The organism is Streptomyces sp. NPDC033178, assembly GCF_055577685.1.
This window is the reverse complement of record NZ_JBVIPT010000001.1, coordinates 26,472-46,966: the sequence shown is the minus strand read 5'-3', so window position 1 is coordinate 46,966 and position 20,495 is coordinate 26,472. Positions and strand designations below refer to the sequence as shown.

Annotated in this window: 16 protein-coding genes and 2 pseudogenes; 12 read left to right on the top strand and 6 right to left on the bottom strand. The window is 68.7% G+C overall.

Annotated features, from left to right (window positions below):
• Positions 1-82: 82 nt before the first annotated feature.
• Entirely contained in the window at positions 83-2,836 is a 2,754-nt protein-coding gene (locus ACZ5VQ_RS00245; protein WP_469102936.1) for a cation-translocating P-type ATPase, read from the bottom strand.
• 344 nt (positions 2,837-3,180) lie between these two features.
• On the opposite strand from ACZ5VQ_RS00245, the gene ACZ5VQ_RS00240 reads away from it, so the two are divergent.
• Complete coding sequence (locus ACZ5VQ_RS00240) at positions 3,181-3,519, top strand: hypothetical protein (RefSeq protein ID WP_469102935.1); 339 nt, start codon at positions 3,181-3,183, stop codon at positions 3,517-3,519.
• Between the two features lie 91 nt (positions 3,520-3,610).
• On the opposite strand, the pseudogene ACZ5VQ_RS00235 reads toward ACZ5VQ_RS00240, so the two are convergent.
• Positions 3,611-4,052 (bottom strand): annotated as a pseudogene (locus ACZ5VQ_RS00235) (hypothetical protein); the annotation flags it as partial.
• A 395-nt stretch (positions 4,053-4,447) separates the two neighbouring features.
• Between ACZ5VQ_RS00235 and ACZ5VQ_RS00230 the strand changes: the two are divergent.
• A complete protein-coding gene (locus ACZ5VQ_RS00230) occupies positions 4,448-5,380 on the top strand; it encodes a sigma-70 family RNA polymerase sigma factor (protein ID WP_469102934.1) in 933 nt (310 codons plus the stop codon).
• 16 nt (positions 5,381-5,396) lie between these two features.
• Here ACZ5VQ_RS00230 and ACZ5VQ_RS00225 read toward each other — a convergent pair whose 3' ends face one another.
• On the bottom strand, positions 5,397-6,323 hold the full coding sequence (locus ACZ5VQ_RS00225; protein ID WP_469102933.1) for a sigma factor-like helix-turn-helix DNA-binding protein: 927 nt from the start codon (positions 6,321-6,323) through the stop codon (positions 5,397-5,399).
• A gap of 431 nt (positions 6,324-6,754) precedes the next feature.
• On the opposite strand from ACZ5VQ_RS00225, the gene ACZ5VQ_RS00220 reads away from it, so the two are divergent.
• Both ACZ5VQ_RS00220 and qcrB read left to right on the top strand, forming a co-directional pair.
• Positions 6,755-7,045: a WhiB family transcriptional regulator gene (locus tag ACZ5VQ_RS00220; protein WP_469102932.1), complete on the top strand. Its 291-nt coding sequence runs from the start codon at positions 6,755-6,757 to the stop codon at positions 7,043-7,045.
• A 178-nt stretch (positions 7,046-7,223) separates the two neighbouring features.
• The gene (gene qcrB, locus ACZ5VQ_RS00215) at positions 7,224-8,849 is read left to right on the top strand and encodes a cytochrome bc1 complex cytochrome b subunit (RefSeq protein ID WP_469102931.1); all 1,626 of its coding nucleotides are present in this window, start codon (positions 7,224-7,226) and stop codon (positions 8,847-8,849) included.
• Between the two features lie 52 nt (positions 8,850-8,901).
• On the opposite strand, the gene ACZ5VQ_RS00210 is transcribed toward qcrB, so the two are convergent.
• Positions 8,902-9,615: a sigma-70 family RNA polymerase sigma factor gene (locus ACZ5VQ_RS00210; protein ID WP_469102930.1), complete on the bottom strand. Its 714-nt coding sequence runs from the start codon at positions 9,613-9,615 to the stop codon at positions 8,902-8,904.
• A gap of 295 nt (positions 9,616-9,910) precedes the next feature.
• Here ACZ5VQ_RS00210 and ACZ5VQ_RS00205 point away from each other — a divergent pair, with 295 nt between their 5' ends.
• Entirely contained in the window at positions 9,911-12,682 is a 2,772-nt protein-coding gene (locus ACZ5VQ_RS00205; RefSeq protein WP_469102929.1) for an ATP-binding protein, read from the top strand.
• Positions 12,683-12,776: 94 nt separating this feature from the next.
• On the top strand, positions 12,777-13,271 hold the full coding sequence (locus tag ACZ5VQ_RS00200) for a MarR family winged helix-turn-helix transcriptional regulator (RefSeq protein WP_469102928.1): 495 nt from the start codon (positions 12,777-12,779) through the stop codon (positions 13,269-13,271).
• A 66-nt stretch (positions 13,272-13,337) separates the two neighbouring features.
• Here the strand turns inward: ACZ5VQ_RS00200 and ACZ5VQ_RS00195 are convergent.
• Positions 13,338-13,841 (bottom strand): annotated as a pseudogene (locus tag ACZ5VQ_RS00195) (NAD(P)H-dependent oxidoreductase); the annotation flags it as partial.
• Here ACZ5VQ_RS00195 and ACZ5VQ_RS00190 point away from each other — a divergent pair.
• The 6 genes from ACZ5VQ_RS00190 (at position 13,838) to ACZ5VQ_RS00165 (ending at position 19,466) form a co-directional block, all read left to right on the top strand.
• Positions 13,838-14,506: a nitroreductase gene (locus ACZ5VQ_RS00190; protein WP_469102927.1), complete on the top strand. Its 669-nt coding sequence runs from the start codon at positions 13,838-13,840 to the stop codon at positions 14,504-14,506. The pseudogene ACZ5VQ_RS00195 and the gene ACZ5VQ_RS00190 overlap by 4 nt on opposite strands.
• 102 nt (positions 14,507-14,608) lie before the next feature.
• Entirely contained in the window at positions 14,609-15,559 is a 951-nt protein-coding gene (locus tag ACZ5VQ_RS00185) for an alpha/beta hydrolase (RefSeq protein WP_469102926.1), read from the top strand.
• 294 nt (positions 15,560-15,853) lie between these two features.
• A complete protein-coding gene (locus tag ACZ5VQ_RS00180; RefSeq protein ID WP_469102925.1) occupies positions 15,854-16,822 on the top strand; it encodes a patatin-like phospholipase family protein in 969 nt (322 codons plus the stop codon).
• Entirely contained in the window at positions 16,819-18,042 is a 1,224-nt protein-coding gene (locus ACZ5VQ_RS00175) for a macrolide family glycosyltransferase (protein ID WP_469102924.1), read from the top strand. Before ACZ5VQ_RS00180 ends, ACZ5VQ_RS00175 begins: the two co-directional genes overlap by 4 nt.
• A gap of 3 nt (positions 18,043-18,045) precedes the next feature.
• Positions 18,046-18,531, top strand: a complete 486-nt coding sequence (locus tag ACZ5VQ_RS00170; RefSeq protein WP_469102923.1) for a hypothetical protein — start codon at positions 18,046-18,048, stop codon at positions 18,529-18,531.
• Entirely contained in the window at positions 18,528-19,466 is a 939-nt protein-coding gene (locus ACZ5VQ_RS00165) for a hypothetical protein (RefSeq protein ID WP_469102922.1), read from the top strand. The genes ACZ5VQ_RS00170 and ACZ5VQ_RS00165 overlap by 4 nt, the downstream gene beginning before the upstream one ends.
• Before the next feature lie 28 nt (positions 19,467-19,494).
• On the opposite strand, the gene ACZ5VQ_RS00160 is transcribed toward ACZ5VQ_RS00165, so the two are convergent.
• Positions 19,495-20,424 carry a UTP--glucose-1-phosphate uridylyltransferase gene (locus tag ACZ5VQ_RS00160; protein ID WP_469103540.1) on the bottom strand — a complete coding sequence of 310 codons (930 nt, stop codon included), beginning with the start codon at positions 20,422-20,424 and terminating at the stop codon, positions 19,495-19,497.
• Positions 20,425-20,495 lie beyond the last annotated feature (71 nt).

Below are 20,495 nucleotides of genomic sequence, written 5' to 3'. Positions count from 1 at the left end.
GCGCAGGCCGGCATGCGCAGTCGCCCGCCTGTGCGGCCCGATGCACCGACCCCCCGGTGCCTCCGAGTCCGACCCGTTGCCGTCAGACCCGCACGCCTGCCCCGCGCAGCGCCGACCGTACGGCGCGCAGGACGAGTTCGGCGAGGAGCACGGTGGACGCGATGCCCAGGCACAGGGCCCATTGGGTCGCGGTCAACGGTACGGTCCCGAAGACCGTGTGTGCCCACGGCAGGTGGACGGCGGCGACCTGAACGACAAGGACGCCGGCCAGGCACAGCCACAACGCGCGGTTGCGGAGCTGGTGTCGGCCCAGCAGCGGGCCGTCGTCCGCACGGACGCACAGGGCGTTGAACAGCTGGAACAGTACGAACGTGGTGAACGCCATGGTGAGTGCGGTGTCCGGGGCGACGTACGAGCGGGCGACGGCCAGTAGCGTCACGGTACCCGTGGCCATGACCGCACCGGCCCAGCCGATGGCGAGGAGCCTGCGGGCGTCCAGGATCCGCTCACGCGGGTCGCGCGGCGGGCGGCGCATCACGTCGTCTCGGGCGGGGTCGACGGCCAGGGCCATCGCTGGCGGACCATCCATGATGATGTTGACCCACAGCAGTTGGGCCGCGGTGAGCGGGGAGGGCAGACCGGCGAGGGAAGCACTGAGCAAGGTCAGAATCGCGCCGATGTTGGTGGACAGCTGGAAGCGTACGAACTTGACGATGTTGACGTAGATGGCCCGTCCTTCGCCGATGGCCCGCACGATCGTGGAGAAGTCGTCGTCGGTGAGGACCACATCGGCGGCTTCCTTGGCCACGTCCGTGCCGGTGATGCCCATGGCCACGCCGATGTGGGCGGCCCGGAGCGCCGCCGCGTCGTTGACACCGTCACCGGTCATGGCGACGATGTGTCCCCGGTTCGCCAACGTTCGTACGATGACAACCTTGTGCTCCGGGGCGACTCGGGCGAAGACACCGATGTCGTGGATGCGTTCGGAGAGCTGTTCCTCCGTCATCCGGTCCAGTTCGGCGCCCGTCACGACATCGCCGTCGATGCCCAGCTCGCGGGCGATGGCCGCCGCGGTGTCGGCATGATCACCGGTGATCATCTTGACGGCCACTCCTGCCGTACGGCACAACGCCATCGCGTCCCGTGCCTGCGGGCGGGGCGGATCGGCGATCCCGGCGACCGCCACCAGAGTCAGGCCGGGCAGCGCCGCCGGGGTGAACTCGCTCGGCATGCCGTCCATCAGGGCGGTGGCCGCGCCCAGTACCCGTAGGCCGGCGCTGCCGAACCGCCCCGTCACGGCGAGGATCTCGTCCCTGTGCCCTTCGTCGAGGACACGCACACCGTCCTGGGTAAGGACGTGGGTGCACATGCCCAGCAGGACGTCCACCGCGCCCTTGACGTGGACGCGGGCGCGGCCGTTGGGCTCGGTGTGGAAGACGGCCATGTACTTGGTGGCCCCGTCGAAGGGCAGTTCGCCCGCGCGGGGCAGCTCCGTACGCGACTGGTCGGCGTCCACACCGGCCTTGGCTGCCAGGACGATCAGTGCGGCCTCTGTCGGGTCTCCGACGAAGTAGCCGCCGCTGACGTGTGCGTCGTTGCACAGGGCGAAGGGAAGCACCGCGTCACGGAGATCGTCGGTGGGCGATGTGTCATCCGCGCCGGGGACGCGGATGGCGCCCGCCGTCCCGTATCCCTCCCCGCTGACGTCGTAGAGCCTGCCGGCGGTCCACAAGGTCCGCGCGGTCATCTCGTTGAGGGTGAGCGTGCCGGTCTTGTCGCTGCACACGACCGTCGCCGCACCCAGCGACTCCACCGAGGCCAGTCGTTTGACGATGGCACCACGCCGGGCCATGCGGTGCACGCCGAGTGCCAGCGTCAGAGCCAGCACGGCGGGCAACCCTTCGGGGATCGCTGCGACGGCCAGAGCCACGGCCTGCAGCGCGACGTCCGCGAGCGACTCGCCGCGGACCAATGCGCTCAGGGCATAGGCGACGACCGCGACTCCGCTCAGCAGTGCCAGCCGCCGGCCGAGGCTGTCCAGTTGGACCTGGAGCGGACTCGGCGGCTCCGTCCCGGTGCGCAACGCCTCGGCGATGGCGCCGAGTTCGGTGCGCATTCCGGTGGCCGTGACGATCATTTCGGCACGGCCCCGGGTCAGTGCGGTGTTCATGAACAGCACGCTGGTGCGCTCGGCCAGTGCCACCGGGGCGGTCGAGGTGTGGCCGACGGCCGTCACGCTCTTGGCGACCGGCTGGGACTCACCGGTCAGTGCGGCCTCGGCCACCTCGACCGACTCGGCGACGGTCAGCCGACCGTCGGCCGGTACGCGGTCACCGGCGTCCAGCAGGACCACGTCTCCCGGCACGAGGAGCTGTGCCTCCACCACCTGCTCCGTACCGTCGCGGCGAACCATCGCCGTGGGCACCAGCATGCGGCGCAGCGCCTCCAGACTGCGCTCGGCGCGTCGCTCCTGCCCATATCCGAGTACGGCGTTGATCAGCAGAACGACGGTGATCACCAGTGCGTCCCTGAGGTCACCGATGGCTCCGGCCACCACGGCGGCGATCAGCAGGATGACGATGAGCCAGTTGCGGAACTGGTCAAGGAACTTCAGCCACTCCGGGCGTCGGGCCGGTTCGGACAGCCGATTGGCGCCGTGGACCGCCATACGCTCGGAGACCTGCCGTGTGCTCAGGCCCACCTCTGGGGCGACGCCGAGCCGTTCAGCCACCTGGGCGGGAGTCTGCCGATGGGCGTCCGGCTCACCGGAGGGTGCCTGCGCCGCGGTGTCCGCGCGCGCGACCTCCCTCGCGGGTTGCCCGTCCAGCGTCGTCATCGCTTCATTCCTCTCCGGAGCGGATCGTCTAGACGAGGCACTGCGGTTGATGCTGGGGGCCGAGTTCCACTCGTGCAGCGCCACCCGTATGACCGGGCATGAGGCGCGGATGTGACACACAGGGTGCGATCCCGGTGTGTGTCACAGACGGGCGCGCTGTCCGGTCCAAATGAGGTGAAGGCCGCACCATGACGATGCCGTGTCGATGTCCTCACGGCTTCTCAAAGACAGCCTCCACGCGAGGGAAGGGATTCTCCATGAAGTGGTTGAGGTCTCCCGGCATTCGACCCGCCCGGATCCGGTATCGCCGCAACCGGGCTTCTTGCTTTCCCCTGGAGCACGCCATGGACTCGAGTGAAGCCAAACGCGGCCTGATCGACATCGAGAACTTCCTCTACCAGAAATCCCATCTGCAAGCAGCACACCGGCGCGTGGCGGAGTTCACCGCGCGGGCGCCGGGGCTGACCCGGGAGCAGAAGACGGATATCGAGCGGTGGTATCTCGAGGAGCAGACACACGTTGCCCGCATGGTGACGGAGCACATTGCCGGCAGCCTCAGCGTGGTGGAGGAGCAACACCGTGTCCGCATCCGGCGATGGCTGAGAGGCACGCTCACCGCGATGACCCTGATCACCGTGACGGTGATCGGTCTGTGCATTGTGATCGTGGAGACGATGCGTTGAACCACCAGCGCCGCAGGACTGCGCGCGCCACCTGCGGCCCGCATCGGTCAGGAGGTACGCACGTCTGGGATCGACCAGGAGGTAGGCACGGTTAGGAGCGCTTGGCGCGGTAGAGGCCCCGGCCGGTTCGCTGGCCGCGGGACGCGCCGACCAGGCGGTCAATGGTGCTGCGAACACCGTTGATGCTTCTGCTGTCGGTGTCACGGCCGAGAGCCGCAGCGACATCGCGGGCCCGTACTCGACATCGCCGAGGCCGGCGAAGTACTCCATGATCTGCTCGGTGAGCTTGACGTACGACTTCTGCCTGTCCATGTCGGTGCCGGTGGCGGCAGGACGGTGCCGGGTACTTGCCACTTCGCGGATTCCGAGGCTGCGGAGCGGCCTTGACCGTAGTGCCCAGGCTCGGCGGAGATGGTCTCGACCAGGGGTTCAAGAGCGCTGAGAGCCCGCTGCACCGAGCTGAGATGCGCCACGACCGCGGCCAACTCCCTTTCTAGCTACCGCTTCTGGATCCGCAAGCGCGCCAGGTCCTCCGCAACCGTTGGTTCTGGTGGCGTTCGGTCCGCCGCGCTCCACGCCGGCCGAGGCCGGCCTTCGTGGAGTCGGTCGGCAACATCCCGCTGCCCCACCCCTGTCACAAAACCGGGCCGACCCTTGTCTTATGAGCGAGATGCGATTGGAGCAGCGGTGACTTCCAGTGACAGCAGTCCCCGCGGGACCCCGCCAAGCCAGGCAGCACGGAACACCCGGCAGTACCGCGGCCTCGAGCAGCGTGCTCTTGGGCCAGTCGTCGGATCCGGGCGTCCCCACGTGGTCGCCACGTGGGGACGCCCCCAGGGCCCTTCTGACGGATCTCCGCGGCGTTCCACGCGGATCCATCAGAAGGGCCCTGGACAGTCGCAACCGGAGGAACGGAGACCGCAGGACCATGGATCTCGAGCCGTCTCCCACGACGAGTGACCTCGACGAGGCTGCTTCCGTGTTCGTGCAGCACCGGAACCGTCTTTTCGGAATCGCCTACCGCGTGCTCGGCAGCGGGGTCGAGGCCGAAGACGTGGTCCAGGAAGTGTGGCTGCGCTGGCAGAACACAGACCGCTCCGTGGTGGTCAGCCCGGTGGCCTACCTCTCGACTGCGACGACCCGCTTGGCCATCAACGTCGGACAATCCGCGCGGGTGCGTCGGGAAACCTACCTAGGACCCTGGCTGCCCGAACCCGTCGACACCAGCTCGGATCCGGAGGTGGGCGCACAGCGCGCGGAAGCTCTCGAAATGGCGCTGCTGTTGGTTCTGGAAAAGTTGAGCCCTACGGAACGCGCCGCATACGTACTGCGCGAGGCATTCGACTACGCCTATCCCGAGATAGCGGAGATCCTTCAACTCAGCCTCGTCAACGTGCGGAAGATCGTCAGCCGTGCTCGTAAGCATCTGTCGGAAGAGCATCGGGAGAGCGTGGACACGGCGGAGCACCGGCGCCTTCTCAGCGTCTTCGTCTCAGCGGCTCGAACGGGGGATGTGGCTTCACTCGAGGCCCTTCTCACTCCCGATGCCGTCAGTCTCTCCGACGGCAACGGTATGCGGGGCTGCGCCCGTATACCGGTGACCGGCCGTGCACGTGTGGCCAAGATGGTGACCTATCCGGTCCTCTGGCGGGAAGCGGAGCCCAGGTTGGTCGATGCCAACGGCAGTACGGGCGTGATGGTCTACCGAGACGGCCAACCCGTCGCGTTCATGACGATGGCCGCCTCGAAGGAGGGCATCCACAAGTTGATGTGGGTGTTCAGCCCGAACAAGATCGCCGCGTTCCTTGATTCACGTTTCCGCTGCGCAGCCGATCTCGGCCCCACGGCGGGTGGTGTGTGAGAAACAGCGATCAGGATCAGCCGTCGCCCTGCTGTGACGGGTTCTGGTGTGGATCCGGGCCGCCGGAGGCGGGCGGTTGGTTCCAGAGGCAGAGTTTGTCGGGGTTGAGGACGACCCAGACCTGTGCGATGTGCTGATCGGCGATGTCGAGGCTGATGACGGCGGCGACTTGGTCGCCGTAGCGGGCGACGAGGCCGGTGGCGCCGTTGACCGAGTGTGTGGTCAGCGTGGTGCGCGGGCAGTGGGCCAGGAGGGTGAGCATGCTGCGGGCGACGTGTCGGCTGCCGTGCACGGGCCGGGCCGGTGCACGGATCTTGCCGCCGCCGTCGAAGAACGCGGTGACATGCGGGCACAGCAGTGACCCCAGCAGATCGGTGTCCCCACTCACACACGCCCGGCACACGGCACGGGCCAGGGCGTTGTGCTCCGCCGGCGTCGTGGGATGTGAACGCCGCAGCCGAAGACTGTGCCGGGCCCGGTCGGCGAGCTCGGCGCACTCCGGCTCACTGCGCCCCACGATGTCCGCGATCGCACCCGGAGACATCCCGAAGACGTCGTTGAGCACGAACGCCGCCCGCTCGTCCGGGAACAAGGAGTCCAAGGCACTCAACAGAACGCGACTGACCTCGTCCCCCAGCGCCCGCTGAACCCCCTCCTTCTCTGCTCGCGCCCCCGTGCCGTACTCCTGCGCCCCGGCGCCCGCCCCCCGGCTCGGGAAGGCCAGCCGATCCAGAGAGATCCCGCCCACAGTCCTGGCAAGCCACAACCGGGGCACCGTGATCTCCTGCCGCGCGGCATCGGACAACCCGTACCACCGCCGGTAGGCATCACCGACCACCCTCTCCGCCTCACCGACACTGCCGAGCATCCAGTAAGCGACATCCAGCAGATACCGACGCTCCTCGACCAACTCCCCGATCGGCACCGCCCCGACATCATCCATTGCGGCAACCTCCCTCACCCACAGCACCACGCATCACAACCACCCCCGGTCCACGTTCCGGGGCATTCGGTGGGGTATCGGCAGCCCGGTGGCACAGAGCCACTTCGCACACCTCTGTGCACGGCAAGTGGGCCGTGGCAGCCGATGGCTGAGTCCTCGCGCCCAACACACCTCCTTCCTTTCCCGGCTCCATCCGTTTGACCGGGCAGGCACGGATCTTGTGACATGGCGGCCCACTGAGCGTCTTCCGGTGTCACTGCCCGGGTATCCGGCACGGCGGCACCGCGGCCGAGTTCGCGTGGTGTTGTCACACATGGGTCGGTTGCCCGGTCTGATGTGACAGCCCCCGGCGCCTCTTGGTGGAGACGAGAGGAATTTGATCGAATCCGGGGCCTCCTGTCGAGTGACGAACCGCGGAGGTTTGCTTTCCCATGACTGCTGAACGAGGAGACTACGCGACGTATTGGCGCGAACGGGCGGCTTGCCTACGCGTCGACCCCGATCTGTTCTTCCCTGTAGGAGTCAGCGGCCTGACGCTTGAACAGGTCGACGCCGCCAAGGCCGTCTGTGGCCGTTGCCCTGTCGTGGAGCAGTGCCTCGCCTGGGCTGTGCAGATGGGGCAAGTGGAAGGCATATGGGGCGGTACGACGGAGAGCGAACGCCGAGCGATGAGGCGATGCGGAACCCGCCGGGCCAAGGGCACGGTCACCACGGCGGCGTGACGGAGCTGCTGGTGCTCGAATTTCCGCAGGCCGAATGGAGCGGCACGGGATTTCCCGCATCGGCTTTGTGGCCCTGCGTGTCACATCCGCGCCGCTCGCTCGGTCTTATGGGTGGGAGCAGCCCATGAGCCTGCTTCCGTGACTCGATGCCCAACGGTTCATGAATGGTGGTCGAGGTATGGGTGACGGGAACCAGGACAGCGAAGTGCGGCCACGGAAAAAGGGGGAAAAGGTTGCTGAATGGGCTGATGGGCGCCTGGGTGTCTACAGCCTGGTCAGGGTGAGAGCACGAAGGGCTTTCCCGGACCACTGGTCGTTCCTGCTGGGTGAGATATGCCTCTACAGCTTCATCATAATCGTCGTTACGGGTGTGTATCTGACGCTGTACTTCCATCCGTCGATGAACGAAGTGGAGTATCAGGGCAGCTATGCGCCGCTGCGCGGCCAGATGGTGTCGGAGGCATTCAATTCCACCATGCATATCTCCTTCGACGTCCGTGGCGGTCTGCTGATAAGGCAGGCCCACCACTGGGCGGCGCTGGTCTTTGTCGCTGCGATGCTTGTTCATATGATGCGGGTGTTCTTCACCGGTGCCTTCCGCAAGCCCCGCGAACTCACCTGGGTTTTCGGGTTCCTACTGCTGATCCTGGGGATGTTCGGGGGGCTGACGGGATACGACCTTCCGGACGACCTTCTTTCCGGGACCGGACTCATGGTCGTGCACGGCACACTCCTCTCCATCCCGATCGTCGGAACCTACCTCTCAATGCTCCTCTTCGGAGGCGAGTTCCCGGGGAATGATCTGGTGGCGCGCTTCCACACCATCCATGTGCTGATCATCCCTGCCCTCATGGTGGGGCTGCTCGCCGCCCATCTGCTTCTCGTTCTCTACCACCGGCACACGCAGTATCCAGGCCCGGGACGGAGCAACAAGAATGTTGTGGGCCTCCCGCTGAAAGTGCGTGCCGTGAAGTCCGCGGGGTTCTTCTTCCTGGTCGCCGGTGCCATCTTCGTCATGGCCGCGGTCGCCCAGATCAACCCGGTCTGGCTGTACGGCCCCTACCGCCCCGACCAGGTTTCGGCCGGATCACAGCCCGACTGGTACATGGGCGTGGCGGACGGGCTGCTGCGGGTCATGCCCGGCTGGGAGATCACCTTCTGGGGCCACACCCTGGCCCTGGACAATCTGATCCCGCTGCTGGTGGGCGGCGGCCTCTTCCTCGCCATGGGCGCCTATCCGTTCATCGAGTCCTGGGCGACCGATGACGACAGTGAGCAGCACCTGCTCGACCGGCCCCGCAACCGTCCCGTTCGCACGGCACTTGGCGTCGCCTGGATCAGTTTCTATCTGGTGGCCCTGATCGGTGCCGCGAACGACATCATCGCCATCCGCTTCCATGTCTCGGTCAACGCGGTGACATGGGCGGTTCGCATCGGTCTCTTCGTCGCGCCGGTCCTGGCCTACGTCATCACGAAGCGATGGGCACTCGGCCTCCAGCGCCGAGACCGCGACAGAGTGCTGCACGGCCGTGAGACCGGCATCATCAAGCGTTTGCCGCACGGCGAGTTCGTCGAGGTGCACGAGCCGCTGGACCAAGAGCAACTCCACGTTCTCACTCAGCACGTGCAGTACGAGCCGATCGGTTCCGGCCCAGCGGTAGACGGGGAAGGCCCGGATGCCGGATCAGGCCTCGCCCGGCGCTTGCATGCCTGGCTCAGCCGGAGCTTCTACGGCGAGGGCACTCAGATCGCCAAGCCGACCGCGCAGGAGTACAAGGAGATCACCAGCAAACACGGCACCTGAAGCACCTGCACACGCGTTACCGAAGGAACTTCGGGCAGCTGCAGAGCGACGACTACCCGCTCATCCCGTTCGGTATCGGCCCGCAGGTGGGCGGGGGGTCGGCGTCTGCGACAAGCACACTTTCCAATTGGGTGAGGTCACCGGATCGGGCTGCCGCGAGGACTGCCTGAACGAGACGCCGATACGCGACGGCGTCCACCGGCTGTGTGTGATCGTTCTTGGCGAGACGCTGATGGGCGCGTGTGACCTGCTGCCTCGCATTGGCGATGCTCAGGCGCAGGATCTCGGAGATCCGGCCGTACGGATAGCCGAACCCCTGCCGTAGGACGAACGCGGCGCGTTGCCTCGGCGTCAGTGTCTGCATCAGCAGGAGAACCGCTCGCTCAACGGTGTCCTGCCGCTCGGCCGCCGCTTCCGGGGTCGCGTGAATGTCCACCAGTTCCGGCAGCCAGGGAGTGGCGCAGGATTCTCGACGTCTCCACCCGGACTGGACGACGTTGATGGCCAGCCGGACGGTTATCGTCCTGAGCAGCGCCCGTGGGTTCGTGACGACCCTGCCATTGGCGCCTTGCCACCGAAGCCATGTCTCCTGGATGACGTCTTCGGCTTCGTTCGAGTTCCCGACGATTCTGCTGGCGATCTTGAGCAGTCCGGGCCTGGCGCTGACGAACACCGACGTCGCGTAGTCCAGGTCACCGGTCGTCGGGTTGCTCGTTGTACTCGTCGTCTCCCGGTCTTTGCCGGCTTCTGCCAGGTGTGTGTCCACAACCGGGCTCCTCTGTTCCGTGGGGCAGCGGCTTGATCGCCGCCGCCAACCAACGTGGCGCCGGGGGACAGCCGATCGCGCCCTTGAAAGCCGTAGGTGGCTCCGTGGTCGTGCCGTGGTCGATCCGTGGCCAAGCCTCCGGAACTGCCCTGACCTGCAGCGTTGCAGGCAGGAGAGGACGCTTCGTGGACGTGTGGCCCCGCGATTGAGCCGGCTCGCCCCGGGCGACCCACAGGCGCGGCGATTCGGGGTCGGATACCGTTACTGATCGAAGATTCCTGACAGGGGAGTTGCCATGGCGAGGAGCCGTTCAGGGGCCGGACTCCTCGGCAGGAAGAACGAGTGCCAGGCTCTCGACGATCTCGTGGCAGGTGCCAGAGCCGGGCGCAGCGGGGTCCTGGTCCTGCGCGGTGAGGCGGGGATCGGGAAGACCGAGCTGCTCAGACATCTCCTCGGCCGTGCCACCGGATGCCGCATCATCAGGGTTGCCGGCGTCCAGTCCGAGATGGAGCTCTCCTATGCCGGCCTGCATCAGCTCTGCGCTCCGCTGCTCACCGGTCTCGACCAATTGCCCGAGCCTCAGCGCGACGCGCTCGGCACGGCGTTCGGTCTGCGTGCCGGCGATGCGCCCGACCGGTTCCTCGTGGGCCTGGCCACGCTGAGTCTCCTCGCGGACGCCGGAGGAGAGCAGCCGCTGGTCTGTCTCGTCGACGATGCGCAGTGGCTCGACGAGGCGTCGGCGCTGACCTTGGAGTTCGTCGCCCGCCGATTGCTCGCGGAATCGGTCGTGCTGGCCTTCGCCGCCCGCAAGCCCAGCGACGGCAGGACTCTGGGCGGCCTCCCCGAGCTGCCTGTCACGGGGCTGACCGAGCGCGACTCCCGCACACTCCTCGACTCGGTCGTCACCGGGCCGCTCGACGAGCGGGTGCGCGACCGCATCGTCGCCGAGTCGCGCGGCAACCCGCTGGCACTGCTCGAACTGCCGCGCGGGCTGACCGCCGCGGAGCGGGCCGGAGGCTTCGAGCGTCCGGACGCACGGCCCTTGTCGAGCCAGATCGAGCAGGGGTTCCTGCGCCGTGTCCAGTCGCTCCCGGCCGAGACGCAGCGCCTGCTGTTCACCGCCGCCGCCGAGCCGCTGGGCGACGTGACACTGTTGCGGCGTGCCGCGGAGCAGCTGGGGATCGACGTCGACGCCGCTATGTCGCACCCCGGCGTGGCGGACCTGATCACACTCGGCACCCGGGTGCGATTCCGGCACCCGCTGGTGCGCTCGGCGGCCTATCGCGCGGCGGGCCCGAGGGAACGACGAGAGGGGCACCGGGCGCTGGCGGACGCGACCGACGCCCGGACCGATCCGGATCGTCGGGCCTGGCATCTGGCCGACGCGGCCTCGGGACCCGACGAGACGGTCGCCGCCGAGCTGGAGCGTTCCGCGGGCCGGGCCCAGGCACGCGGTGGCATCGCGGCGACGGCTGCCTTCCTCCAGCGCGCGACCGCGCTGACACAGGACCCCGCCCACCGCGCGCGGCGTGCTGTGGAGGCTGCGCAGGCGAAGCTGCACGCCGGGGCGTTCGAACCGGCGGCCACGCTCCTCGCCACGGCGGAGGCCGGACCCCTCGACGAGCCGGGGCGTGCGCGGATCGATGTGCTTCACGCCGAGATCGCGTATGCCCAGAACCGGGGCGGCGATGCTCCTCCGCTGCTGCTCGCCGCCGCTCGCCGGTTCGGACGGCTCGATGCCGCGCTCGCCCGTGAGACCTACCTGGACGCCATCGCGGCGGCGATATTCGCCGGCCGTCTGGCGCGGGGGGCAGGACTGCGGGAAGTGGGCGAGGCCGCCCGTGACGCACCGCCGGCCCCGCTGCCGAAGGTACCCGACCTGGTGCTCGACGCCCTCGCCGTACGTCTCACTGACGGTCACCCGGCGTCGGCGCCGATGATGCAGCGAGCCCTCGCAGCGCTCTGCGACGAGGAGATCCCCGTCCGGGACCAGCTGCGCTGGCTCTGGCTCGGCTCCGTCCTCGCCTCGGATCTGTGGGACGACGAGCGCTGGCATGTGGTCGCGGACCGTCATGTGACGATCACCCGCGAGGCCGGGGTGCTCAGCGCGCTCCCTGACGCGCTCGACTCCCGCGCCCATCTGCACCTCATCGCCGGGGAGCTGGCGGCGGCCGCGGCGCTGTACGAGGAGGCCGGAACAGTTTGTGCGGTGACCAGCAACAGCAACCCGGCGCGCATCGGGCCCCTGGGCCTCGCCGCCTGGCGTGGTCGCGAGCGCGAGGCCCGCGCGCTGATCGACACGATCGTGACCGAGGCCGTACCGCGCGGTCAGGGAGCCATAGTCGCCGTCGCACGCTGGCACGAGGCGGTGCTCTGCAACGGACTCGGCCATTATGCGCAGGCGCTGGCCGCCGCCCAGGAGCCGGCCGCCGACCAGCGGGAGTTCTCCTCGCCGCGGTGGGGCCTGGTCGAGCTGATCGAGGCGGCCGTACGCAGTGGTTCACCCGAGCAGGCGATCGACGCGCTCGCGCGGCTCTCGGAGACGACGCGAGCCAGTGGCACGGACTGGGCGCTGGGCGTGGAAGCCCGCTCGCGGGCGCTGCTCAGCGAGGGCGACACCGCGGAGCAGCTCTATCGCGAGGCCATCGAGCGGCTCGACCGGACCCGGGTCCGCATGGATCTCGCCCGGGCTCATCTCCTGTACGGCGAGTGGCTGCGCCGTGAGAACCGCCGGGTCGACGCCCGTGCCCAACTGGACGTCGCGCACGAGATGTTCAGCCGGTTCGGGACGCAGGCGTTCGCCGAACGCGCGCGGGGCGAACTCCAGGCCACGGGGGCGAAAGTGCGCAGCCCCACCGTCGCCATGCCCACGGCCCTCACCCCCCAGGAGGCCCAGATCGCCCGCCTCGCCGGTGAAGGGCTCACGAACCCCGAGATCGGCGCGCAGTTGTTCATCAGCCGGCACACGGTCGAATGGCACCTCCGCAAGGTGTTCTCGAAGCTCGGCATCTCCTCCCGCAAGGAGATACGCACCTTGCGACTGGAAGGTGAGGCGACCTCGGCCTAGTTGGACGAGAGGCCTGCCCCGGCCGGGTCCAGCACAGCGTTCATCGTTTCACGTGAGACCGTATCGAGCGAGTCGACGGCGGTAATGTGACCTCATGGCAGCCGATGTTCCTCGCCGAACCGCCTCCTCGCCCTCGTCGCGTGTGACCGACCGCCCCGGGGACGCCTCGCCTTTCGCTCTGGGTCTCTTGCTGCGTCGGGCGCACTGGCGGGCGGCCGCGGTGATGGAGGAGGCCCTCCGGCCGCTCGGCATCGAGCTGCGGCACTTCGCCGTGCTCATCGTTCTCGTCGACCGCGGACCCACTGTGCAGCGGGATCTGGCGGCGGCGACGGGGTCGGACAAGGCGGGCATCATGCGTGTCGTGGACGACCTGGAGCGCAAGGGGCTGGCTGTGCGCAAGGCCGTTCCGGGGGACCGGCGGGTGCGGCAAGTGGAGATCACACCTGAGGGCGTCGAGCTCTTCGACGCCGCCCATGTTGCGGCGGAGCCGCTGGCCGAGAGTCTGGTCGCCGAACTGGGGCCCGGTGAGCCCGGGCAACTGACGGATCTGCTGACCCGGTTCGCCTATCCCGCAACCGGTGAGGCGTAAGCGCGCCAACGCGCAGACGTCCTCGGCCACCCTCGATGCCGGGCTGCCGGTCCCCCGGGGCACAGGCTACGCAGCCAGGCGCTCCGCGAGTTCCTTGGCCTTGGCGGCCGCTTCCTCGAAGGCCTGCTTGCGGGACGCCTCGTAGAGGGGGATCAACTCGTTCATGGACGGATTGCGGTGCGCCAGAGGGAGTTCCGGGACGATGAAGTCGAGGTCCAGGCCGAGGGTGTCCCTGAGGACGGCCTCCATGTAGTTCTGTACGAACTCGAAGCCTTCGCGCGGGGTGCCTGGCTTGTACGAGCCGCCGCGGCTGGCGACAACGATGACCGGGACTCCCCGCGCGGAGGGGTTCTCGCCCGCGGTGCGGCCGAGCAGGAGCACGCTGTCGAGCCACGCCTTGAGGGTCGACGGGATCGAGAAGTTGTGCATGGGGGCGCCGATCAGGACGGCGTCCGCCTGCTCCAGTTCCTCGATGAGCTTCAGGCGTGCGGCGTACGCGGCTGACTGCTCCGGGGTGCGCTCGGACGGGGCGGTGAAACCGGCCGTCCACGCGGTGGCGGTGATGGATGGACGTGTATGAGGCCGTCAGGAGTCGACGGGCGGTGCGGGGATTCACGGACCGGCGAGTCCCGAGGGAGATACTGGAGCGCGTGGTGTCCGCCGCGGCCTGGACGCCGTCCGCGTCGAACCTTCAGCCGTGGCACGCCTACGTGCTGACCGGCGGGCCGCTGGCCGAGCTCAAGAAGCGTGCCGGTGAGCGCCTGGCCTCGGGCGATCCCTGGGACGAGGCGGAGTACCAGCAGTATCCGCCCGCACTGAAGTCCCCCTACCGGGAGCGCCGATCCGCCTTCGGCGAGCAGCGCTACGGGGCACTGGGTATCCCGCGCGAGGACATGGAGGCCCGGCAGAGGGCCGCCTCCGCGAACTGGCAGTGCTTCGGCGCGCCCGCTGCCCTGTTCTGCTACATCGACCGCGACATGGGCCCGGCCCAATGGTCCGACGTGGGGATGTATTTACAGACCGTCATGCTGCTGCTTCGCGCCGAAGGGTTGCACAGTTGCCCACAGATGGCATGGGCGAAGTACCACAGGACCGTCTCGGAGGTCCTGTTGCCTCCGGACGAGCTCGTCCTCTTCTGCGGCCTGTTGATCGGGTTCGAGGACGTCGCGGCGGCTGACGCCCGTACGATCCGGTCGCCGCTCGGGGAGACGGTCACATTCGTCGATGATCACTGACAATGTCCGGTCACACCTTGGTCTTCGTGTCACACCTTCTGCGAGTGCCCTGTCATAAGGGTGAGAGCAGGCACGAACTCCGCCGACCCAAGGAGTGCAGCGATGGCCAAGCCCGTTCTTGAGACTGCGGCTCAAGAGCTCGCGGACGTGGCGGCATATCCGCCGTTCCTGTACGAACTCGGTCCGGACGGTGCCCGGAAGGTCCTGTACGGCCTGCAGGCGGTGCCGGTGGAGATGCCGGACGTGGAGGAGAAGTGGGTCACCGTGCCCGCCGAGGTGGGCGATGTGCCGGTACGCATCGTCAAACCCGTCGGTGGCCAAGACACGTTGCCGGTCGTCCTCTACCTGCACGGCGGGGGCTGGGTCATGGGCGACGCCGGCACGCATGACCGTCTGGTTCGCGAACTGGCCGTCGGGACGAACGCCGTCGTCGTGTTCGTGGAGTACGACCGTTCACCTGAGGCCAAGTATCCAGTGGCCATCGAACAGGCGTATGCGGCGGCTCGGTGGATCACCGCGAAGGGCGCCGACGAAGGCCTGGACACCTCCCGCCTGGCTGTCGCCGGAGACTCCGTCGGCGCCAACATGGCCGCCGCACTGACCCTCATGGCCAAGCAGCGCGGTGACGTGACCTTCGTGCACCAATCGCTGTACTACCCCGTGACGGACGCCGCCCAGAACACCATGAGCTACCGGCAGTTCGCGGACGGCCCCTATCTCACGGCGAAGGCCATGGCCTGGTTCTGGGACTGCTACACCACCGACTTCGCCCAGCGCGCGGAGATCACCGCCTCGCCGCTGCGGGCCGGCCTGACGGAGCTGCAGGGGTTGCCGCCCGCGCTCGTCATCGTCGACGACAGCGACGTGCTGCGGGACGAGGGCGAGGCGTACGCCCGCAAGCTGACCCAGGCCGACGTTCCCACCACGAGCATCCGCATCAACGGCACATTGCACGACTTCATGATGCTCAACCCCCTCCGGACCACGCAGGCCGCGACCGCTGCGATGGAGCAGGCCATCCACGCCCTGCGCACCGCCCTGCACAGCGACTGAGGTTCCCGGCAGTTCGGCCACAGCATCCGAAGGGTCGGCAGCACGGGCCGGCCGACCCCCGACCGAAACGCCCTGCCGCAATCGCCGTGTCGATCGGCCCGGACACGGCCGCACCCCCGAAGGGTCTCTCATGAAACGTCGTTGGTCTTGCCGACGTGCTCGTACTCCTCTCACCGCTCGGCCGCCCGGCGGTGTCACGGATCGGACGGCCGCCCGATCCCCGTCGCGTGGGCACGTTGCGGCTTCGGCGAACGTGACTCGGCGCGTGGCCGCGGACGTGAGAGGCGTAGAACTGTGAAGGGCGACAAGGGGACGCGTTCCCGGTCGTCGAGCCGGCCGTCCAAGGGGCCGACAACGGCGGGCCTGGACGCCCTTCCCCACCCCGTGGCCGTGGTGGTGGGCGCCGGTGGTGTGCTCGGAGCGGCACATGTGGGTCTCGGATACGCGCTGGAGCAGCGCGGCTTCGTCCCGGACATGATCATCGGGACCTCGGTGGGTGCCCTCAACGGGGCCATCGCGGCCGCCCACCCCGACAGCGCCGCCCCGTGGCTGGACCACGTGTGGACCCGGTTGCGCCGCCGCGAGGTGTACCCGCTCGGCTACCTGTCCTCACGAGCCAGTGTGTTCACCGATCGTGGCCTGCGGCGACTGATCGCCCGGGCCGGACTGCCGTCACGGATCGAGCAGTTGGCGGTCCCGTTCACCGCGGTGGCCATGGACCTTGACACCGGCGCTCCGACGCTGCTCGACCGCGGAGACCTCGAGTCCGCGCTGTTGGCCAGCGCGGCCATCCCCGGAATGCTGCCGCCGGTGGATCGTGACGGCCGGACGCTCGTCGACGGCGGAGTGGTCGCCTATGTCCCCGTACTGGCCGCCCTGCAGGCCGGGGCGGCCAGCGTCGTGGTGATGGCGACGGGGCCGGAGAGCTCGCCGCTGCGCCCCGTCCATCCGCGCCCACGTGCCGGTGCGATCGCCGCCAGGGCCGGGCTGCTGCTCTTGCACCATCAGATCGAGCGTGATCTGCACGAGGTGTCCCAGCGCATCCCGACCGTCGTGCTCCCGACCGGCATTGAGTCCTGGCCCACACCCTGGGACTTCGGCCATTCCCGGCGGTTGATCAGCACCGCGTCCCACACGGCGGGGCGCTTTCTCGACGGACTGCACATCAGCGGGCCGGGGCTGTATCGGGTCGACGACCCTTCGGCGACACCCGCCGGTCCGGGCGGCGCATCTACTTCTTCCACCGTGGAGGCGGGCCTGTGAGTACCATCGCGTTCCTCAACATCGGCATGCACGGGCACATCAACCCGACGCTGCCGGTCGTGGCCGAGCTCGTCCGGCGCGGTCACACCGTCACGTACTACACCTCGCCCGCGTTCCGTGCGGAGATCGACGCCACCGGCGCGACGGTGTGCCTCTACCCCGGCGGCGACCAGCCGTTCCCCGAACAGCCGACGCCGGTCACATGGATGGAGGCGCTCGCGAGCACCACCGTCCGCTGGCTGCCCGCTGTGCTCACCGACCTCCGCCGCGACCGACCCGACCTGATCGTCCACGACAGCGCCTGTCCGTGGGGCGCGGTCGCCGCCCGCGAACTCGGCGTTCCGGCGGCCGCGTCATTCACCACCTTCGCCTTCGACCGGCATGTCCCCAGCCCCACCCGCGGCTCCTGGGCCCTGCTGGCCGATGCGAGGACTCGGCCCCGCAGTGTCCAGGGCTATCTGCGGTCCCGTCGGGAGCTGCGCCGACGCTTCGACACGCGTGGGCTGCCACTGCTCGACCTGGCCAACATCCGCCAGCCGCTCAACCTGGTCTACACCTCGCGGGAGTTCCAGCCCGCCGTCGAAGAGTTCGACCGGTCCTACAGTTTCGTCGGCCCGAGCATCGGCGCCCGCCCTGTCGACCCGTCGTTCCCGGTCGAGCGGCTCCAGGACCCGGTGCTGTACGCCTCGCTGGGCACGGTGTTCAACGCCGATCCGCAGCTGCTGCGCAGTTTCGCCACCGCGCTCGCCCCACTGGGCGGCACCGTCGTCGTATCCACGGGGCAGACCGATCCCGACGCGCTGGGGCCGCTGCCGGCGAATGTGCTCGCCCGGCGCTTCGTGCCGCAACTGGAGGTGCTGGCCCGCGCGGCGCTGTTCGTCACCCATGGTGGGATGAACAGCGTCAATGAGGCCATGCACGCCGGGGTTCCGCTGTTGCTGGTCCCGCAGGGCGCCGATCAGCCGATGGTGGCCCGCCGTGTCGTCGAGCTCGGTGCCGGCCTGTCCATCCGTACCCAGGACGTCGCCAGGGGCTCCGTACGTGTTCTCGCCCGGCGCCTGCTCCACGAACCGGGGTTCCGAGCGGGCGCGACGACCTTGATGGCCGCCCAGCACAAGGCGGGTGGGTACCAGAGGGCCGCTGACGAACTGGAGCGGTACCTGCACGTCGCCGGCTCGGTCCGTGAGCCGGTTCCCGTCGATCCGTCACGGCAAGGCTGAGCGATGTCATTCGTCGTCGTCATGCTGCTGTTCGCCGGGCTCTCGGAGGCCGTCGGGCGCATCCTGCCCCTGCTGGCGCGTCGGCCCGGCATGCCGCAGCCCCTTGTGGCCGGCCTGCTGCTGGCCGCAGGTCTCGTTGAGGGCACGGTGTTCGCGCTGTGGCCGCTGAGTGCATGGAACCTGGCCGAGCTGGTGATGTCCTCACCACCGCCCGACACCGGCTTGGTGTGGACACCGAGCCTGGTCGCCCCGCTGTTGCTCGCTGCCGTCCTCGCGTTCCCGTTGCTCGGACCCCTTCTCCATCTGCTGCTCTTCGTGGGGGTCGGGGCCGCTTTCGCCGACCACCTGGCAGTGACGACCGGGCTCGGCTGGTGGAGTGCCGCCGGGTGCGTGGCCGTCGCCGGGTTCGGTCTAGGCCTCGCTGTGGAGACCGTTCGGCGTCTGGTCGTCAGGATCAGTGCGCCCCGGGCAACGGAGTCGATCACATGAACCAATTCCTGCTCTGGGCCATCGCCCTCGGGCCCGCTCTGCTCGCCGAGGCTCTGCTGGCCCGGCACGAGGTGCTGGTCTACGGCGCCGGCCTGCGTACCCCCGTCGCCCAGCTCCCGGAGGGCGTTCCCTATGCGCGGGGCGCGGCCCCGGACCGTCCGCCGGATGCCTACCTGGTCTATTTGGACGGAATCGGCAAGCGCCGCTTCCGCGACACCCGGGACGGCGGCCAGCTGGTCAGGACCGTGATCACCGGAGCGCCGGAACTGCGGGTACTGGGGCAGGTCCAGCCCTACTCGCCGCTGGCGGACCCACTGGCCGATCGGCCGGTGTGGGCATGGCTGCGCCGCCACATCGGGCTGCTGCTGTTCCTGCACAACGTCATGCAGGTCTTCGTCGCCGCCGACCACCGGTACCGCCCGCTGTACAACCGGGCTGTCGGTTCCCAGATCGCCACGCAGCTCCGGCTCGCCGGCTACCGGCCCGACAGCGGCATCCCCGTGGTGCTGCTCAGCTACAGCGGTGGCGCCCAGGTCGCCACCGGCGCGGTCGAGGGACTGCACTCCCAGCTGCGCTCCCCGGTCGTGGTGATCACGCTCGGTGGGTTCCACAACGGCGCCAACGATCTCACCCATGCCGAGCACGTGCATCAACTCACCAGCGCGTACGACCGGATCGAGCGGGTCGGCACCTGGATCTTCCCGCAGCGTTGGCGTCTGTTCCGCGGCAGCGGATGGAATCGCGCCCACCGAGCCGGGAAGATCACCGTGCATCGGCTCGACCCAGCCACCCACCTCGGGCCGCGCAGCTACATCAGCCCGGAGGGCAAGCTGCCCGACGGCCGAAGCTACCTCGATCACACCGCCGACACCGTGATCGCTCTCATCCGTGCCCGTCACGGCGCGACCACGGTGACGGACGAACCGCTGCCGTGAGGGCCGCGCCCGGAGCGAGCGGCGCAGGTCAGCTGTCGGTCTCCGTCTGGAGGGCGGGGGCACGGTCGACATCGAGTCCGGCGACGAGGCCGCGCAGGATGGGACCGTACTCCGGGTGGGCGAGGCCGAAGGCCATCTGGGCGACGAGGTAGTCGGCCGGGTTGCCGGTGTCGTACCAGCGGCCCTTGATGATCTGCCCGTACACCGCGCGGGTGGAGGCATAGGCGTTGAGGGCGTCGGTCAGGTAGACCTCGCCGGTCCTGTGCTCGTACCAGCGGCGGGTCTGCTCGCGCAGTTCGTCGATGATGCCGGGTGTGATGACGTAACCGCCGATCGCCGCGTACGACGAAGGGGCGGCAGCGGGCTCGGGCTTCTCGACCAGGCCGGTGATCCGCAGTTGGCCGTCTCCGAGGTCCTCCTTCACGATGGGCACGCCGTAGCGCTGGGATTCGGTGGGGTCCATCGGCAGGAGGGCCAACACCGGGCAGCCGGTCTGCTCGTACGCGCGGATCAGCTGCTGGGCGCGCGGGACTTCGGCCACGAAGACGTCGTCGGGCCACAGCACCAATACCGGCTCGTCACCGAAGGCGCGGGCGGCGTTCAGGACCGGGGTGCCGTTGCCGTACGGGCCGTACTGGTCGAGGTAGGTGATGTGTCCCCGGCGGGCGAGCTCGGCGACCTCCTCCACCGCGTCCGCGTAGGCGGTCTTGCCGTCTTCGCGGAGTTGTTCGACGAGGGCAGGGTTGGGGCGGAAGTGGTCCTGGATGAGGCTCTTGCCGCCGGAGACGACGATGGTGATGTCGGTGATGCCGGAGTCCACCAGCTCGCGGACGGTGTGCTCGATGACCGGCTTGTCGCCGACCGGGAGCATCTCCTTCGGTGTCGCCTTCGTCAGGGGCAGCAGACGGGAGCCGAGTCCGGCGGCCGGGATCACAGCCCTGCGAATCGTCGGGGACATCACGCCTCTCTCGTTCGGGAGGAAGACCGTACAAGGCCGCCACGGTACGCCCGACGTTGTCAACGCCCGCC

Bases quoted from the DNA above. Each gene is read 5' to 3' on its own strand.
- ACZ5VQ_RS00245 (WP_469102936.1), bottom strand. From the start codon at position 2,836: ATGACGACGCTGGACGGGCAACCCGCGAGGGAGGTCGCGCGCGCGGAC.
- ACZ5VQ_RS00240 (WP_469102935.1), top strand. From the start codon at position 3,181: ATGGACTCGAGTGAAGCCAAACGCGGCCTGATCGACATCGAGAACTTC.
- ACZ5VQ_RS00230 (WP_469102934.1), top strand. From the start codon at position 4,448: ATGGATCTCGAGCCGTCTCCCACGACGAGTGACCTCGACGAGGCTGCT.
- ACZ5VQ_RS00225 (WP_469102933.1), bottom strand. From the start codon at position 6,323: ATGGATGATGTCGGGGCGGTGCCGATCGGGGAGTTGGTCGAGGAGCGT.
- ACZ5VQ_RS00220 (WP_469102932.1), top strand. From the start codon at position 6,755: ATGACTGCTGAACGAGGAGACTACGCGACGTATTGGCGCGAACGGGCG.
- qcrB (WP_469102931.1), top strand. From the start codon at position 7,224: ATGGGTGACGGGAACCAGGACAGCGAAGTGCGGCCACGGAAAAAGGGG.
- ACZ5VQ_RS00205 (WP_469102929.1), top strand. From the start codon at position 9,911: ATGGCGAGGAGCCGTTCAGGGGCCGGACTCCTCGGCAGGAAGAACGAG.
- ACZ5VQ_RS00200 (WP_469102928.1), top strand. From the start codon at position 12,777: ATGGCAGCCGATGTTCCTCGCCGAACCGCCTCCTCGCCCTCGTCGCGT.
- ACZ5VQ_RS00190 (WP_469102927.1), top strand. From the start codon at position 13,838: ATGGACGTGTATGAGGCCGTCAGGAGTCGACGGGCGGTGCGGGGATTC.
- ACZ5VQ_RS00185 (WP_469102926.1), top strand. From the start codon at position 14,609: ATGGCCAAGCCCGTTCTTGAGACTGCGGCTCAAGAGCTCGCGGACGTG.
- ACZ5VQ_RS00170 (WP_469102923.1), top strand. From the start codon at position 18,046: ATGTCATTCGTCGTCGTCATGCTGCTGTTCGCCGGGCTCTCGGAGGCC.
- ACZ5VQ_RS00165 (WP_469102922.1), top strand. From the start codon at position 18,528: ATGAACCAATTCCTGCTCTGGGCCATCGCCCTCGGGCCCGCTCTGCTC.
- ACZ5VQ_RS00160 (WP_469103540.1), bottom strand. From the start codon at position 20,424: ATGTCCCCGACGATTCGCAGGGCTGTGATCCCGGCCGCCGGACTCGGC.